This window comes from Stenotrophomonas sp. SMYL86, from assembly GCF_036320025.1.
GTDB classification, from domain to species: Bacteria; Pseudomonadota; Gammaproteobacteria; order Xanthomonadales; family Xanthomonadaceae; genus Stenotrophomonas; species Stenotrophomonas maltophilia_A.
The window spans coordinates 541,372-557,653 of sequence record NZ_JAWIRU010000001.1 but is presented as its reverse complement, the minus strand read 5'-3'; the positions used below and the strand labels follow the sequence as shown (position 1 = coordinate 557,653).

General features: G+C 67.2%; 13 protein-coding genes. All 13 read right to left on the bottom strand.

Annotated features, from left to right (window positions below):
* Positions 1–344: 344 nt before the first annotated feature.
* The 13 genes from V3B64_RS02595 to V3B64_RS02535 all read right to left on the bottom strand — a co-directional run bounded on the left by V3B64_RS02595 (position 345) and on the right by V3B64_RS02535 (position 16,282).
* A complete protein-coding gene (locus V3B64_RS02595) occupies positions 345–2,723 on the bottom strand; it encodes a methyl-accepting chemotaxis protein (RefSeq protein WP_279913907.1) in 2,379 nt (792 codons plus the stop codon).
* 101 nt (positions 2,724–2,824) lie between these two features.
* Positions 2,825–3,208, bottom strand: a complete 384-nt coding sequence (locus V3B64_RS02590) for a hypothetical protein (protein WP_010482470.1) — start codon at positions 3,206–3,208, stop codon at positions 2,825–2,827.
* Positions 3,209–3,344: 136 nt separating this feature from the next.
* A complete protein-coding gene (locus V3B64_RS02585) occupies positions 3,345–3,836 on the bottom strand; it encodes a chemotaxis protein CheW (RefSeq protein WP_049401162.1) in 492 nt (163 codons plus the stop codon).
* Positions 3,837–4,079: 243 nt separating this feature from the next.
* Positions 4,080–4,853 carry a flagellar brake protein gene (locus V3B64_RS02580; protein WP_032129226.1) on the bottom strand — a complete coding sequence of 258 codons (774 nt, stop codon included), beginning with the start codon at positions 4,851–4,853 and terminating at the stop codon, positions 4,080–4,082.
* Between the two features lie 158 nt (positions 4,854–5,011).
* On the bottom strand, positions 5,012–7,261 hold the full coding sequence (locus V3B64_RS02575; RefSeq protein WP_329913560.1) for a methyl-accepting chemotaxis protein: 2,250 nt from the start codon (positions 7,259–7,261) through the stop codon (positions 5,012–5,014).
* A 352-nt stretch (positions 7,262–7,613) separates the two neighbouring features.
* A complete protein-coding gene (locus V3B64_RS02570; protein ID WP_032129224.1) occupies positions 7,614–9,602 on the bottom strand; it encodes a chemotaxis protein CheA in 1,989 nt (662 codons plus the stop codon).
* A 45-nt stretch (positions 9,603–9,647) separates the two neighbouring features.
* Complete coding sequence (locus tag V3B64_RS02565) at positions 9,648–10,013, bottom strand: response regulator (protein WP_005409521.1); 366 nt, start codon at positions 10,011–10,013, stop codon at positions 9,648–9,650.
* Positions 10,010–10,318 (bottom strand): STAS domain-containing protein, encoded by a 309-nt coding sequence (locus V3B64_RS02560; protein WP_014037092.1) that lies wholly within the window; start codon positions 10,316–10,318, stop codon positions 10,010–10,012. The genes V3B64_RS02565 and V3B64_RS02560 overlap by 4 nt, the downstream gene beginning before the upstream one ends.
* 285 nt (positions 10,319–10,603) lie before the next feature.
* Entirely contained in the window at positions 10,604–11,806 is a 1,203-nt protein-coding gene (locus V3B64_RS02555) for a chemotaxis protein CheW (protein WP_329913559.1), read from the bottom strand.
* Positions 11,803–12,585, bottom strand: coding sequence for a ParA family protein (locus V3B64_RS02550; protein WP_005413243.1), 783 nt, complete (start codon positions 12,583–12,585; stop codon positions 11,803–11,805). Before V3B64_RS02550 ends, V3B64_RS02555 begins: the two co-directional genes overlap by 4 nt.
* Positions 12,586–12,589: 4 nt before the next feature.
* On the bottom strand, positions 12,590–13,606 hold the full coding sequence (gene motD / locus V3B64_RS02545) for a flagellar motor protein MotD (protein WP_032129222.1): 1,017 nt from the start codon (positions 13,604–13,606) through the stop codon (positions 12,590–12,592).
* A 1-nt stretch (position 13,607) separates the two neighbouring features.
* Positions 13,608–14,348 carry a flagellar motor protein gene (locus V3B64_RS02540; protein WP_010482457.1) on the bottom strand — a complete coding sequence of 247 codons (741 nt, stop codon included), beginning with the start codon at positions 14,346–14,348 and terminating at the stop codon, positions 13,608–13,610.
* A gap of 101 nt (positions 14,349–14,449) precedes the next feature.
* Positions 14,450–16,282, bottom strand: coding sequence for a chemotaxis protein CheA (locus tag V3B64_RS02535; RefSeq protein WP_049401174.1), 1,833 nt, complete (start codon positions 16,280–16,282; stop codon positions 14,450–14,452).

The window sequence follows — 16,282 nt, the reverse complement described above, 5'->3', positions numbered from 1 at the left end:
CCTGCGGAAAGCGGATCTGACCCCGGACGCGGTGCGGCTGTTGCTGTTGCTCTTGCTCTTGCTCTTCTTTCTTCAATCCGGGGTGGACGCGCACGGAAACTGTCCGTGGCCGGGAGGGTGGGCTGCGCAGGGGCGTGAGCCGCATGGATGCGGCGACCGAGCTTACATGGACGTATTTGCAGCGGCCCCTGCGCAGCCCACCCTCCCGGCCAACCCTCAGTAGCCACGCGCCTACCGCGACCACCCCGAGGGGCTTCGCCGTTGGCTGGATATCCAGATACCCCGTAAACAAAAACGCCCCAGCGCAGGGCCAGGGCGTTCTCGTACATCAGGTCAGGCAGGCATCAGAACTCCTGCCAGTCTCCATCAGCCAGTTCGGTGGCCATCGGACGACCACCGGCGCTGCGGCGGGCTGGCGGGGCGACCGGGGTCGGTGCGGCAGGTGCGGCAGCACGCGGGGCCGGGGCAGCGGCGATGCGCGGGGCAACCACGGTCTCGGCTTCGTCCACCACGAAGATCGACACGGCCTCGCTGAGGTGACCGGCCTGTTCTTCCATTGCGCGTGCAGCGGCGGTGGCTTCTTCCACCAGCGCGGCGTTCTGCTGGGTGGTTTCGTCCATCTGCACCACGGTCTGGTTGACCTGCTCGATGCCAGCACTCTGTTCCTGCGAAGCCGCAGAGATCTCGGCCATGATGTCGGTCACGCGCTGCACCGAGGCGACGATCTCGCCCATGGTGGCGCCGGCCTTGTGCACCAGTGCCGAGCCGTCGTTGACCTTGCCGACCGAATCATCGATCAGGCCCTTGATCTCCTTGGCTGCCGCTGCCGAGCGCTGGGCGAGGGTACGCACTTCGCTGGCGACCACGGCGAAGCCACGGCCCTGTTCACCGGCACGTGCGGCTTCCACTGCGGCGTTCAACGCCAGGATGTTGGTCTGGAAGGCGATGCCGTCGATGACCGAGATGATCTCGGCGATCTTCTTCGACGAGGCTTCGATGGCCGACATGGTGGTGACCACCTGGCCGACCACTTCACCGCCCTGCGAGGCCACGCCGTGCGCGCCGATGGCGAGCTGGTTGGCCTGGCGGGCATGCTCGGCGTTCTGGCGAACGGTCGAGGTCAGCTCCTCCATCGAGGCGGCGGTTTCTTCCAGGTTGGCGGCCTGCTGCTCGGTGCGGCGCGACAGGTCACTGTTGCCCGAGGCGATCTCGCCGGCGGCCGAGCTGATCGCGCGGCTGGACTGCTTGATGCGGGTGACGATCTCGCTCAGCTGCGCGGCGGTCGCGTTGGCGTCGTCTCGCATACGGGCGAACACACCCTGGTAGTCACCGTGCATGCGCACGGTCAGGTCACCCTGCGACAGTGCGGCGAGCAGGCCGGAGATCTGTTCGATGCTGCCGGCGTTGGCGTCGAGCAGGCCGTTGATCTGCTGGGCCAGCTGCAGGAAGAAGCCTTCCTTGTCGCTGGAATCGATGCGGCCGGACAGGTCGCCGGCAGCAGCCTGGGCGATCACGCGGGCCACTTCGGCTTCCACCTGCGCTTCCTGGGTGCGGTCGCGCCATTCCACCACGTAGCCGACGGTGTCGCCGCCTTCATTGCGGATGGTGGAAACCACCTGGGCGAACTGGGCATCGCCGTACTGCATCGGGCGACGGGCGACGCCGTGTGCCTTCAGGTTGCCCAGCAGGGTCTGGTCCATCTCGCCGCGATGCTCCAGCACAGTGACCGGCTTGCCGATCAGCGAGGCCTGCGCGTCGAAGTCCGGCAGGTCGCGGCGCACGTCGTCCTGGTACTGGCTCAGGGTCTGCTGCAGGGCGCGATTGGTGTAGACGATGGTATTGCTGGTGTCGGTCAGGTACACGCCGGTGGAGCTGTAGTCCAGCGCGGTGCGGATGCGCAGGTTCTCGCGGGCGATGGCCTGGTCGGTTTCGGTGCGCTCGCGCAGGTCGCGCTGCATGCGCTGCATCGCCTGCATCAGTTCGCCCACTTCGTCCTGGCGGCTGACGTCGATGTGGCCATCGAGCTTGCCGCCGGCCACATCGTTGGCAACCGAGACGGCGCCGCGCACGCTGCCGACCAGGGCACGGGCAAACAGCCAGACCAGCACCAGGCCGAGTGCGGCGCCGCCCAGCAGAGCGATCACGGTCAGCACGGCCGAGGCGGAGTAGGTGGATTCGGCCTCTTCGCGCGAGGCGCGGGCGAGGCGGTTGTCTTCGGCGATCAGCGCTTCCAGCGCCGAAGCGGCCTTGCGGTGCTTGGTGCGGGTCTCGCCGACGAAGGTATCGATGGCGTCGTCCGGCAGGTCCAGTTCCAGCATCTCGGTGACGCTGTCATAGGAGGCCAGGGCGTCCTTCCATTCCTTGGCGAAGGTGTCGAACAGCTTCTTCTGCTGTGCGTTGTCGACCAGCTTCGGATAGTCCTTGATCGACTTGTCCATGCTGGTACGCAGCTCGACGGTCTGCTTGCGTGCATCAGCCTTGACGTCGTCACTCGCGCGGATCAGCTGCTGGTAGGCGGCGTTGCGGTATTCACCCAGCATGCCGCGCATCTCGCCGGCCATGCGGATGCTCTCCATGCGAGAACCCGCCAGCTCGGTGGTGACGTTGTTCAGCGAGTGCAGGCCGCGATAGGCGACGATACCCTGCAGCAGCATCACCAGCAGGAGGACACCGAAGGTCAGCAGCAGCTTCGGCATCAGTTTCAGGTTGTTGATCCACGGCATGGGCGTTGCGAGCTCCTAAGGCAGACGCGCCCGGGCATCGGGCCCGGTTGCAGCAGAAACCACGCCGGCACCAGGTCCGGCGTGGTTCGACGGACAGCGGATTACTTGATGTTGGCCAGCTTCAGGCCGGCCGGCGAGCTGACTTCGATTTCGGCGCGCGAGGCGTCGCGCTGGATCTTGCCGATCACGCAGACGGTCTTGCCTTCCAGGGTTTCCAGCGGGAAGGAGAACTTGCCGCGGTTCTCGCCAGCGATGCGGGCCGAGAAGGTGTGGCGCGGGAAGGCGCCGCCCATGTACAGGAAGGTCGGCTGGCCTTCGGAACCTTCTGCGTAGCGGGCCTTCTCGACCTTGCCGCAGACCATGCCGTCCTTGCCGACCGAGCGCGGTGCCAGTTCCGGCGGGATCATGTCGGCCGACTGGGCGAACGCGGCGGAAGCAGTGGTGGCCAGGACAGCGGCCGAAACGAACGCAAGCAGGGACTTCATCGAGGTGTATCTCCGGGGATGGTGATGGTCGTTCCGGTTCTGCGCGCTCCTGCGCGACCGGCTTCTGTCCCCCTATCGGCACTGCCGGAGGGAACTGAAGGGTTTTGTGACCAGAACGTGAAGCAGGTCCGTTCGATCAGGCAGCGGCGTCTTCAACGACGCTGGCCTGGCCCATGTCGGCGCTGTCCAGCAGGGTCTCGATGTCGAGCAGGATCAGCATGCGGTCGTCCTGCGTGCCGATGCCGGAGATGAAGCGGGTATCGACGGCGGCGCCGAATTCCGGGGTCGGGCGGATCTGCTCGGCCGACAGCGGGATCACGTCCGAGACGCTGTCGACGACGATGCCGACCACGCGGTCGTCGACGTTCAGCACGATCATCACGGTGAAGGCGTCGTAGCGGGCATCGTCCAGGCGCAGCTTCAGGCGCAGGTCGATGACCGGGACGATGGTGCCGCGCAGGTTGATCACCCCCTTGATGTAGTCCGGTGCATCCGGGACCCGGGTGACCGCGTCATAGCCGCGGATTTCCTGGACCTTGAGGATGTCCACGCCGTAGTGCTCGGCACCGAGGGTGAAGCTGAGGAATTCGCCACCGGCGCTGGCGGCGGAGCTGGTCTTGTCGTTCATCGAGGGGTCCTGGTTCTGCCGGAAGTCCCGGTGTCAGGCTCGATATCGGCCCCTCGTCGGGGGACTTTAGGTGCCGGGGGAAGGCATCCACGCATGGCGTGGATCTACCGGGGAAGATGGGGGCATCCGCGCATGGCGTGGATCTACACGGGAAGCGCTAGTGCCGGGCGCTGGCCGGCAACCTGGCAACAATGTGGATACGGTCATTGCCGGCCAGCGGCCGGCACTACCGGTCGGGAGGCCTTACAGCTCGCCGTTGCGGCGCGCCTTGCGCTGGCGGTCGATGCGGAAGATGTAGCGCTGGATGGCACTGTCGGCGCCACGCGGCAGGATGTCGAAGCGCATGCCCACGCGCTTGATCTCGATGCCATTGGGTTGGCGCTGCGGCAGCAGGTTGCAGACGACCAGCTCGATCTCCAGGTCGGGGCCGTCGGGCAGCGACAGCATCGCCGGGTAGCGCTTCTGCAGGCTGAACACCGCGCAGTCGGTAGGTACGGCCACCGCCAGGCCGCCGCCGCTGATGTCCACCACCCGCATCGACAGCGCTTCGGCACGGCTCTCGCCGGCGGGGATCAGCAGCTGGGGTGAATCGGTCACTGGCGTCTCCAGCCGGTACATCTCACGTCGCTGCAGATGGACCAGTTCGTCCGGCAGAGGGGCACGGAAGGCGACGTGGCCGTCGTTGTCCACACGCTGCAGTGCCTGCAGGCGGAACCGCACCAGCACACGTTCGAGCTGGGCAAAGCACAGCAGATGGTCGGCCTGTTCGGCGGCGCGGTTGGACGCCTCCTGCGGGCTGCCATCGAGCAGCAGGGTGTCGTCGTCCTCGTCGAGTTCGAGCAGCGCGGTTGGGAACGAGCGGTCGCGGCCGTCGATATGCGCATTGATCAGTGATCGCTGGTCGATCAGCGATCGCAACAGCTGCCGCAGCTGGCGCGGATTACGGACCAGGAAACGTTCGTCAGCGGCATCAGCCGCGTGGACATCATGCACTGCAGTGTCGTTGCCGTCGGACATGGAATCTACGGTCAGGGGCGGGCGCCAGCACGCGTTGGCGCGAGGCTCGAAGGGGATATCGGCCACTGTGCCCGATTATGAAGTGAGAATTGCATCACTTTCCATGCGTCAGGGGTCGGATCCCTTTCCCGAAGGAAAGGGATCCGACCCCGGGTACATCAGAACTCCTGCCAGTCGCCGTCTGCGGCCAGCGCCGGCTGGGCCGTCGCCGTGCGCAGCGTACGCGCCGGGACCGGCTTTGCGGCCGGTGCGGCGGCTGCGACCTGGCGCGGTACCGGTGCCGCCAGTGGGCGTGCCGGGATGGCCGTCGTGCCCTGTGATGCCAGCCGGAAGCGGGCCACGGCTTCACCCAGCTGCACGGCCTGGTCTTCCATTGCACGTGCGGCAGCGGTGGCTTCTTCCACCAGCGCAGCATTCTGCTGGGTGGTCTCGTCCATCTGCACCACGGTCTGGTTGACCTGCTCGATGCCGGCACTCTGTTCCTGCGACGCTGCGGAGATCTCGGCCATGATGTCGGTCACGCGCTGCACCGAGGCGACGATCTCGCCCATGGTGCTGCCGGCCTGGTGCACCAGGCTGGAGCCTTCGGCGACCTTGCCGACGGAGTCGTCGATCAGGCCCTTGATCTCCTTGGCGGCCGCAGCCGAGCGCTGGGCGAGGGTGCGCACTTCGCTGGCGACCACGGCGAAGCCACGGCCCTGTTCACCTGCGCGGGCAGCTTCCACTGCAGCATTCAACGCCAGGATGTTGGTCTGGAAGGCGATTCCGTCGATGACCGAGATGATCTCGGCGATCTTCTTCGACGAGGCTTCGATGGCCGACATGGTCGTGACCACCTGGCCGACCACTTCACCGCCCTGCGAGGCGACGCCATGTGCGCCGATGGCGAGCTGATTGGCCTGGCGGGCGTGCTCGGCGTTCTGGCGCACGGTGGAGGTCAGTTCCTCCATCGACGCGGCGGTTTCTTCCAGATTGGCGGCCTGCTGCTCGGTACGGCGCGACAGGTCGCTGTTGCCTGAGGCGATCTCGCCAGCGGCGAGGGTGATGCTGGACGCGCTGGCCTGGATCTGGCCGACGATCTGCGTCAGCTGCGCGACGGTGGTGTTGGCGTCGTCACGCATGCGTGCGAACACGCCGTTGAACTGGCCGTCCATGCGCGCGGTCAGGTCGCCGGCGGCGATCGACTGCAGCAGCTGCGAGAGCTGGCCGAGGTTGCCGTCGGCGACCTGCATCATGCTGTTGAGCTGCTCGATCATCACGCGGAAATCGTGATCGAAACGCTGCGCATCACCGCGCTGGCTGAAGTCGCCGGCTGCGGCGGCCGAGGCCAGCTGCTGGATCTGCGTGTTGATGGCCAGCAGGCTGGCCTTGGCCGCATCCATCGACTCGTGCAGGATCGCGCGGCTGCCGGGCAGGCGGCGTGCGTCCGGGGTGAGGTTGCCGGTGGCGTACTGGTTGAGCACGTCGATGGCATCGCGGATCGCGTCGAGATGTTCGAAAATGACCGTGTTGATACCGCTGGCCAGCTGCCCATAGACGCCCGGGAAGTCTTCCGGAATACGGTGGCTGATGTCTGGACCGGCGTGCATCTGCGCCATCAGCTGGGTCTGCTCGGAGAAGCGGCGCAGCATCGCGGTCATTTCGGTGGTGGCGGCCAGCATCTTGCCGGCTTCGTCCTTGCTGGTGGCCTGGGTGCTGACGCTGAGATCGCCACGGGCAACTGCCTGGATCGCGTGTAGGGCCTTGCCGAGCGGGCCGGTGACGGCGCGCGAGATGACCGTTGCCAGCGCGGCTGCCACCAGCGACAGCAGCACGATGCAGCCGATGATGGCGATCATGCTGGCGCGGTGGGTGGCATTTGCATCGGCGATCTTGGCATCCATCAGGCCGGCGATATGGGTGCCGAGGGTCTTCATCGCAGCGAACAGGTCACGGCGGGCCGGGCGCGACTGTTCGTCGGAGATCTGCCGTGCCAAGGTGCCGTCGCCTGCCGCGACGGCTTCGCGCATGGCCTTGTTGGCAGCGAAGTAGCGGTCCAGCTGTACGTTGGCCGCAGCGTACAGCTCGCGCTCCCTGGCCAGGGCTGGCAGTGCCGAGTAGGCGGCCAGTTCGTCATGCACGGCCTTGGCGGTGTCGTCCATGCGCTTGTAGTAGTCGGCCACCTTGTCAGGCTGGTCGAGCATGCTCAACAGAGCCAGCTCGTAGGTGCGGAACTCGCCGAGTTGCGAGCGCGCCTCACCGAGATGCTGCACCGAGGGAATATCGTTGCTGGCCATCTCGCCCAGTTGCTTGTTGGCCTCGTTGAGCCGCAGCAGTGCGAATGCGCCGAGGACGAGGGTCATCAAGGTGGTGAGGGTGAACCCCACGGCCAGCTTGCGGGCGATGGGCAGATCGTGGAACCACTTCATGCAGGGTGCTCCAGGTGGGCAGGGCGCCGGCGTCGTTGCGTCGGCTGGGGGTGGTTGCAGAGCGAACGGTGGTGCCCGGTGGGGGTTCGGTGACGGCCGTCAAAGCGAAATAGCGGCGCAGTTCGGATGGACTTTATGGACGCAGATCACATTCGGTTGCGTAGGGATGACGTCGCGAAAGTGGTGCCATGACAGGGCTTTCGCTTGAACGGCAAGGTTGCGCCCGAAACCTTCGTGCAGACGAAGTTCACGGTATGCCTGGCGAAGCGAGCGCGGTCAGATCGTGGCCGTGCGCGCAAACGAAAACCGCCGCCCCGAAGGGCGGCGGCTCAGTGCACGCATTCAACGTGGATCAGGCGGCCTGCGGCATCCGTAGCGAACGCACCAGACCGCCGATGTCGACGATCAGGGCCACGCGGCCATCGCCAAGGATGGTGGCACCGGATACCCCGCCGATGCGGCGGTAGTTGTTCTCGATGTTCTTCACCACCACCTGCTGCTGACCGACCAGCTCGTCCACTTCCAGCGCAATCTTCTGGCCATCACCTTCAACCACCACCACCAGCGATTCGCTGCCCGGTGCGCGGTTGCCGTAGCCGTAGTACTCGCTCAGCGACAGGATCGGCAGATACTCGCCACGCACGCGCAGCACGCGGCCTTCGCCGGCCATGCTGCGGATGTCCTCGGCCTGCGGCTGCAGGGCCTCAAGCACATAAGCCAGCGGCAGGATCAGGGTTTCACCGGCCACCGCCACGGTCATGCCGTCGAGGATAGCCAGGGTCAGCGGCAGCCGGATCAGCGTGCGGGTGCCAGCGCCGAGGCTGCTTTCGATCTGGACCTCGCCCCCCAGCGCCTGGATGTTGCGGCGGACCACGTCCATGCCGACGCCACGGCCGGACAGGTCGGTGACTGCATCGGCGGTGGAGAAACCCGGCTGGAAAATCAGGTCCCAGACCTGCGAATCGGTCGGGTTGTCCGGCACCGCCAGACCGCGTTCGGTGGCCTTGGCCAGGATCTTGGCACGGTCCAGGCCGCGGCCGTCGTCGCTGACTTCGATGACGATATGGCCGCCCTGATGCGAGGCTGCCAGGGTGATCGTGCCGGTCTCGTCCTTGCCCGCACCGCGACGTACGTCGGGCATTTCCAGACCGTGGTCGATCGAGTTGCGCACCAGGTGCACCAGCGGATCGGCGATCTTTTCGATCAGGCCCTTGTCCAGTTCGGTGCCTTCGCCGACGGTGCGCAGGCGGACCTGCTTGCCGAGGCGGCTGGACAGGTCGCGGACCAGGCGCGGGAAGCGGCGGAACACCGCATCGACCGGCAGCATGCGCACGCCGATCACCGCTTCCTGCAGGTCGCGGGTGTTGCGTTCAAGCTGGTCCAGCCCGGCGAACAGGCTCTCGGCGTGGACGGGGTCCAGTGCGTGCGAGACCTGCTTGAGCATGGCCTGGGTGATGACCAGTTCGCCGACCAGGTTGATCAGTGCATCGACCTTGTCGACGCTGACCCGGATCGAGGTTTCGGCTTCCTGGCCGCCAGCGCTGCTGGCAGCGGCGGCGGGTGCCGCCGGTACAACGGCAGCCGGTGTGGAAGGGGCGGGTGTGGCAGGTGCCTCGGTGGCCAGGCTCGGCGGCGCAGCCGGACGGATGTCCAGTTCGCAGTCGTCCAGCACCCAGGCGAAGGTGTCTTCGATCTTGCTGCGCGGCACCTTGCCGACCAGGCCCAGGTCCCACGCCAGGTGGGCCTCCAGCGGGTCGAGCTGGGCGAAGCCGGGCAGGCGTTCCATGCGCGCGGCGACCTGCAGCGAACCCAGGTGCTCAAGTTCGCGGATGATGCGCAGCGGGTCGTTGCCGCTCATGAATAGCGATGGCGCCGGGGTGAAGCCGATCTGCCAGGCTTCCGGCGTATCGTCCACCTTGGCTGCGGCGGCCGCGGGGGCGCTCGCTGCGGCCTCCCCGGAAAGAACCGCCTCCAGGCGCGCCTTCACCGCAGCAACTGCGGCGGGATCGGCGGCCTGGCCGTGTTCGGCTTCGCGCAGCAGGGCGCGCAGCACGTCCACCGAGGACAGCATGGCGTCGACGGCGTGGCCTTCCAGCGCCCGCTTGCCGGCACGCAGCTCATCGAGCAGCGTTTCCAGCACATGGGTCAGGCCGGCGATCGCATCGAAGCCGAAGGTGCCGGCGCCGCCCTTGATCGAGTGGGCGGCGCGGAACACCGAATTGATGATCTCCGCGTCCTGCTGCCCCGATTCCAGGGCCAGCAGGCCAGCCTCCATCGCGTCGAGGCCTTCGCGGCTCTCCTCGAAGAAGGTGGCGTGGAAGCGTTGCAGGTCCATGCTCATGGCAGTGGTGGTCCGGAAGCGAAGAGGGGGAGCGGTGGCGGGCGATCAGCCCAGCACTTTCTGCACGGTGGCGACCAGCTGTTCCGGATTGAACGGCTTGACCAGCCAGCCGGTGGCACCGGCGGCCTTGCCTTCGGACTTCTTGTCGGCGGCCGATTCGGTGGTCAGCATCAGCAGCGGCGTGAACTTGTAGTCCGGCAGCTGGCGCAGTTCGCGGATCAGCGCGATGCCGTCCATGTTCGGCATGTTGACGTCGGTGACCACCGCATTGAAGCGCTGGCCCTTGGCGCGACCGAGCGCGACCGCGCCGTCTTCAGCTTCTTCGACGGCAAAACCGGCCGAGGTGAGGGCGAAGGACACCATCTGGCGCATTGACGCCGAATCGTCCACCACCAAGATACGTGCGCTCATGCAGCGTTCTCCACAGATTTCAGGTTGTCATGGGTTACGTCCAGGCCCAGGGCCTGGGTGACGCCCAGCAGGCGCGCGGCGTCACGGAAGGTTGCAGTGCAACCGTGGAAGCCGGTGCCGAGGCCTGCCTCGCGGCGGGCCTGCACGAACGCACACAGCACCTGCACGGCGGCCGTGTGGATGCGGGCGACCTGGCTGGCATCCAGGGTCAGCTCGCCTGCCTGCGCCACCAGCGGGGCGAGGCGGTTCTTGAGCTCGGTGGTGCTCTCGATGCCGAGATCCCCACCCAGTTCGACAGTGCTCATCGTTGCTCCGGACAAACGGTTCCGTGATCCATAACGGCACCCCGGTGGGGTTCTTTAGGGGAATCGACGCGGTGCGTCGATGCGGTCGCTGTTGAAAAGGGGACGGAGGGGATTAAGTCGCAACTGGCTCGGCGGTTTGCGCCGATGCGGTGCCTGTCGGGGACGCAAGGCGTTGATCCGTTGGATCAATACCTTACGTCCCCACTGCGTGGTCGCGGTTGCCGAGGGTGGCTGCGGGAGAGCCTGGTCGATTGCGACTTAATCCCCTCCGTCCCCTTTTTCCGCTCAGCTCAGCAGCCGGGTGGCATCCAGCAGGATCATCGGGCGCTGGCTGACCCGGGCGACGCCACGGAACAGGTCGTTGGAGATCTGGCAGATGCGCGCGGTATCGGGTGGCTCGATCTGCGAATCGGTGAGGTTGGCGACATCTTCCACTGCCGACACGCGCAGGCCGATGGTCTCGCCGTCTTCCTCCAGCACCACGATGCGGGTCTGTGAGTCGTCTTCGGCGGCCGCAGCGCCCAGGTGCAGGCCAAGGTCCATCACCGGTACCACCTGGCCACGCAGGTTCATGATGCCCAGCATGGCCGGCGCAGTGCCGCGCAACGGCAGCAGCGGCACCGGCAGCACCACTTCCTGCACTTTCAGCAGTTCCAGTGCATAGGCCTGGGTGCCGCAGCGCAGGCGCAGCCAGCGCGAGGTGCGCTCGCCGGCGCGTCGGTTCTGCGGATGCGGGCTGCTGGCGGGCCGATGTGCCTGTGCCTGCAGCTCCTGCCAGCTGCTCGGGCGGTTGCCTGCTGGCGCGTCCACGGCCACGCGCGGGGGCGGTGCGGCATCGGTGCGCGCAACTGGAGCGGGTGCTGTGACCACGGCCGCTGGTGGCGCAGGAACGTCCTCGCCGCCGGCAGCGGCCTCGAACGCGGCCTCCAGGCCGGGGCTGTCGGTGTGGGCGAGTCGATGGCTGTCGGCCGGATCGGTCTCGTAGATCACTTCGTCCGGCAGGTCGTCCCATGTAGGTTCCGGGCCGGACTTGGCGGTGGCGGGAGCAGGGGCCGTCTCGTGGATCACCTCGTCAGGCAGGTCATCCCAGGTCGGTTCGCGCTCGGGGGCGGCGACAGGCATCGCGGCGGCCTCGAAGGCGGCCTCCAGTGCTGCGTCGTCCTCTGCCGCTGCAGCAGCAACAGTCTCCGTTTCGTAGATCACTTCGGCGGGCAGATCGTCCCAGGTGGGTTCGCGCTCAGCCGTTGCGGCCGCGTCGAAGGCGGCTTCGAGTGCGGCGTTGTCGACGGCAGGCGCAGCGGCGACGGTCTCGGTTTCGTAGATCACCTCGGCCGGCAGGTCATCCCAGGTCGGCTCGCGTTCGGCGTCGGCTGCAATTGCTGGGCACGCTTCGTCGCTCGCCGGCGGCGGCGCAGCCGGTGGTGCCACGGCGATCGCTTCGCCCAGCAGTTCGTCCAGGTAGTCGTCCAGTACACCGGTGCTGTTCATGCGGCCTGCTCCAGGGCGCGGGCATCCTCGCCGAGGATCCAGTTCAGCGCGCGGCGATAGGCGGCCAGGCCGCGGCCCGGGTAATCCTCACCAACGCTCGGCAGGGTCAGGCCGGCGGCGTTGCTGATGCGGGTGTCGATCGGAATCGCGTCTTCCCACACACGGGTGCCGTGACGATCCTGCATCGTGCGCAGCGACTCGTTGCCGGCGCGGGTGCGGCGGTCGAACAGGGTCGGCAGGATCGAGATCGGCAGCGGGCGGCGGCGCGAGCGTTCGACCATCTCGCCGGTGCGGACCATGCCATCCAGGCCATGCAGGGCCAGCGGCTCGGCCTGGGTGGGGATGATCAGGCGATCGGCTGCGGCCAGCGCATTGATCATCAACAGGCCGAGGGTGGGCGCGCAATCCAGCAGGATGTAGTCGTGCTGGCCCTGGTGGCGCGCAAGCGCATTCTGCAGTGCCAGGCCAAGGCCAGGCTGGTTGGCGCTGCGGCGTTCCAGCGTGGCCAGCGCGGACTGTGCGCAGACATAGTCCAGGCCATGGATGCTGCTGGCATGGCACAGGCTGGAAAGATCGGCGGGCGGGGCGCCGAACAGTTCCAGCACGCCAGCCGGCGGCGGGTCCACCGGTACGCCGAACGCGCGGCTGAGCGAGGCGTGCGGATCGAGGTCGATCAGCAGCACGCGATGGCCAAGTGCGGCCAGTCCGCGGCCGAGGGCGAGGGTGGTGGTGGTCTTGCCGACTCCGCCCTTCTGGTTGGCGACTGCCCAGATGCGCATCGGATTACTCCTTCATTGCCGGGGGAACGGCGGCGCCGACGCGGCTGCCAGCCGGCACCGGCGGCAACTTCACCGGTGCGATGGGGGAGGTGGGGGCGGTAGCCGGAGTTGCCGCGGCTTGTTCGGTATCGGTGTTCCGGGTGGCACCGGTGGCTGCGTTCAGGCGCTGGCCGAGCGGGTCCACCGAGTGCGAGGTGTCGGCCAGGATTATGACCATCACCCGGCGGTTGCGGTTGCGGCCCTGCGCGCTGTCGTTCTCTTCGCGCGGGCGGAACTGGCCGTAGCCGACCATGGCCAGCCGCGACGGCTGCACGCCCTGGTCGGCGAACAGGTGCACCACGCTGGCCGCGCGCCCGGCCGACAGTTCCCAGTTCGACGGGAAGGTGGCGGTGGCGATCGGTACGTTGTCGGTGTGGCCTTCCACGCGCACGCTGTTGGGTACGTCGCGCAGGACCTCGGCCAGGCTGGCCAGGGTCTGCCGCGCATGCACGTCCAGCGCCGCCGAGCCGGTGGGGAACAGGATGTCGCTGTTGATCTCGACTTCGATCCACAGCTCGGTGCGGCGCACGCTGATCATGCCGCGGTCGATCAGCGGCGCCAGGGCGGCGGTCAGGCGGTCGGCGATGCTGTTGAGCTGGCGCTCGGCGCGCGCGATCTGCTCCTGGTTGTGCACCGAAACAGGCATGCGCATCTGCGAGGCCATCGACGGCAGCAGGGTCGGGTCGTGCGACGGCGCAGGCGCCGAGGGCCCGATCTTGGTGCCGGACTTGATCACCGAGGGGCTGTCCCAGCCGCCACCCTGCACCTGCTTGTTGCCGACCTGTACCGGATTGATCGTGCGCGGCGCGCCCCCGAAGGCATCGGTCAGTGCGTCGGCCATGATCCGGTACTTGCCTTCGTTCACCGAGGAAATCGCGTACATGACCACGAAGAAGGCGAGCAGCAGCGTCATCAGATCGGCATAGGGGATCGCCCATGCTTCGTGGTTGGCGTGCTCTTCGTGGTGCTTGCGGCGGGCCATGTCAGTGCAGGAAGCCGGAGAGATTGGTTTCGATGTTGCGCGGGTTTTCGCCCTGGGCGATCGAGATCAGGCCTTCGATGACCATTTCGCGGTCGCGGGTGTTGTGCGAGATCACACTCTTGAGCTTGGCGGCCACCGGCAGGAACAGCAGGTTGGCCGAGGCGATGCCGTAGATGGTGGCGGTGAACGCTGCGGCGATGCCGTGGCCGAGCTTGCTCGGGTCGGCCAGGTTCTTCATCACTGCGATCAGGCCAAGCACGGCACCGATGATGCCCAGCGTCGGTGCATAGATGCCCATCGCTTCGAAGACCTTGGCACCGGCCTGGTCCTGGTGTTCCTGGCTGCCCAGTTCGATTTCCAGCATGTGCCGCATCGATTCGGGTTCGACGCCGTCCACCAGCAGCTGCAGGCCCTTGCGCAGGAACGGGTCCTGCTGCGCTTCCACCTGCGATTCCAGGCCCAGCAGGCCCTGGCGGCGGGCGATGTTGCTCCACTCGACGATCTGCTGGATCAGTTCGCGGCGATCGCTGTGCGGCGGGCGCACGACCCAGCGCACGATCTTGAAGGCATGCTTGAACACCGCCGGCGAGGTGTGCAGCAGGATCGCGGCGACGGTGCCGACGATGACGATCACGAATGCCGCAGGCGACCACAACGACGCCAGGCCGGCGCCCTTGAGGATGCTGCCGCCGACCAGCGAGGCCAGGGCGAGAAAGAGTCCAATGAGGCTGAGTCTATCCATGGTTCCGGTATCGGCGTGTATGAATGGGACTTGAGACACCGGTAGATCGCGTACAGACGGTGGTCACAGTTTTCGGGGCGCCGGGCATGGCCCGGCGGGGTTCATCGCAGCCCGTCCACGTCCAGGATCAGCGCCATGCGACCATCGCCGATCAAGGTTGCACCGGCATAACCGCGCAGGCCGCGCAGCGCTTTCGGCAGCGGCTTGATGACCACTTCCTCACGCCCGCGTACCTGGTCCACGACCAGCCCGAAGCGCGCTTCGCCAGCCTGCAGCACCACGATGGTCAGCAGCGGCGAGGCGGCCGGCGTCACATCCAGCCACTGGCGCAGATCGACCAGCGGCAGCGTGTGCGAGCGGCGGTCGAGCACGGCACGGCCATCGAACCAGCCCAGCGAGGTGCGCGGCGCGTGCAGCACTTCCATCACGCGGGCCAGCGGCAGCGCATAGACGTCCTCGCCGGCCTGCACCAGCAGGGTCGGCAGGATCGCCAGGGTCAGCGGCACGCGGATCAGGAAGCGGCTGCCACGGCCCAGTTCCGACTGGATCTGGATCTGGCCGCTCAGTTCACGGATGCGTGACTGCACCACGTCCATGCCGACGCCACGACCGGAGATGTCGGTGACCTGCTGCTTGGTCGAGAAGCCGGGCAGGAACACCAGGTGCAGGCACTCCTCGCTGCTCAGGCGCGCGGCGGCTTCCGGATCGATCAGGCCCTTCTCGCGCGCCTTGGCACGCAGCTTTTCCGGGTCGATGCCGGCGCCATCGTCCTGCACCTCGATGCTGACGTAGTCGCCTTCCTGCTGTGCGGACAGGCGCACATGGCCCATCCGTGGCTTGCCCTGTGCCTCGCGCAGGTCGGGCATTTCCACGCCATGGTCGATGGCGTTGCGGACCAGGTGCACCAGCGGGTCGGCCAGCGCTTCGACCAGGTTGCGGTCGAGCTCGGTCTCGGCGCCGATCAGTTCCAGGTCCACTTCCTTCTTCAGCGAGCGGGCGACGTCGCGGGCAACCTTGGGGAAGCGCGAGAACACCTTGCCCACCGGCTGCATGCGGGTGCGCATCACTGCCGACTGCAGGCGGGCGGTGGCGATATCCAGAGTGGACACGGCGCGGTCCAGCTCTTCATCGCGCAGGCGTGCACGCAGGGTCTTGAGCCGATTGCGTGACAGCACCAGTTCGCCGATCAGGTTGACGATCGCGTCCAGGCGCTTGGTGTCCACGCGCACGGTATGTTCGGCCTCGGCCAGCGGCTTGGCGGCCGGCTTCGCCGCCGGTGCCGGTGCGGCGACCGGGCGCGGCGCTGCGATCGGTGCCGGTGCCACCACGGCCGCAGGCTTGGTGCCCGGTGCGGCGCCACCGTGCAGCTGGTCGAGCAGGGCTTCGAACTCGTCTTCGCTGATCAGTCCGTCGTCGGCCTTCTTCGCTGGCGCGACCGCGGTCGGCGCGTTGCCACCATGCAGCTGGTCGAGCAGAGCCTCGAATTCGTCGTCGGTGATCAGGTCGCTGCCGCCCGCGGTGGGTGCTGCTGCGGCGGCGGGTGCAGCCACGGCACCGCCGTGCACGTCGAACTGTGCGATCAGGTCCGGCGGCGCATAGCCCGGCTCGGTGCCGGAGGAAACCGCGTCCAGCATCGATTGCAGGTAGTCCAGCGATTGCTGGGCCGCGTCGAAGTGGTGGGCCTGCAGCACGGCCTGGCCGGCACGTGCTGCGCCCAGCGCCTCTTCAGCGGCATGGCACAGCTCGACCATGGCGGTGACGCCGAGGAAGCCGGCGCCGCCCTTGAGCGTGTGGTAGCCGCGGAACACCGCGTTGAGCTGATCGCTGTCCTGCGGTGCCTGCTCCAGCGACACCAGCTGTTCGCCGAGGCGATCCAGGATCTCCTGCGCCTCGATGATGAAATCGGCAGTGATGTCGTCGGATACCGCGCTCAT

Excerpts from the sequence above, each read along its gene's own strand:
- V3B64_RS02540 (WP_010482457.1), bottom strand. The coding sequence starts at position 14,348 with ATGGATAGACTCAGCCTCATTGGACTCTTTCTCGCCCTGGCCTCGCTG.
- V3B64_RS02585 (WP_049401162.1), bottom strand. The coding sequence starts at position 3,836 with ATGAACGACAAGACCAGCTCCGCCGCCAGCGCCGGTGGCGAATTCCTC.
- V3B64_RS02570 (WP_032129224.1), bottom strand. The coding sequence starts at position 9,602 with ATGAGCATGGACCTGCAACGCTTCCACGCCACCTTCTTCGAGGAGAGC.
- V3B64_RS02590 (WP_010482470.1), bottom strand. The coding sequence starts at position 3,208 with ATGAAGTCCCTGCTTGCGTTCGTTTCGGCCGCTGTCCTGGCCACCACT.
- V3B64_RS02555 (WP_329913559.1), bottom strand. The coding sequence starts at position 11,806 with ATGAACAGCACCGGTGTACTGGACGACTACCTGGACGAACTGCTGGGC.
- V3B64_RS02535 (WP_049401174.1), bottom strand. The coding sequence starts at position 16,282 with ATGAGCGCGGTATCCGACGACATCACTGCCGATTTCATCATCGAGGCG.
- V3B64_RS02575 (WP_329913560.1), bottom strand. The coding sequence starts at position 7,261 with ATGAAGTGGTTCCACGATCTGCCCATCGCCCGCAAGCTGGCCGTGGGG.
- motD (WP_032129222.1), bottom strand. The coding sequence starts at position 13,606 with ATGGCCCGCCGCAAGCACCACGAAGAGCACGCCAACCACGAAGCATGG.
- V3B64_RS02595 (WP_279913907.1), bottom strand. The coding sequence starts at position 2,723 with ATGCCGTGGATCAACAACCTGAAACTGATGCCGAAGCTGCTGCTGACC.
- V3B64_RS02565 (WP_005409521.1), bottom strand. The coding sequence starts at position 10,013 with ATGAGCGCACGTATCTTGGTGGTGGACGATTCGGCGTCAATGCGCCAG.
- V3B64_RS02560 (WP_014037092.1), bottom strand. The coding sequence starts at position 10,318 with ATGAGCACTGTCGAACTGGGTGGGGATCTCGGCATCGAGAGCACCACC.
- V3B64_RS02550 (WP_005413243.1), bottom strand. The coding sequence starts at position 12,585 with ATGCGCATCTGGGCAGTCGCCAACCAGAAGGGCGGAGTCGGCAAGACC.
- V3B64_RS02580 (WP_032129226.1), bottom strand. The coding sequence starts at position 4,853 with ATGTCCGACGGCAACGACACTGCAGTGCATGATGTCCACGCGGCTGAT.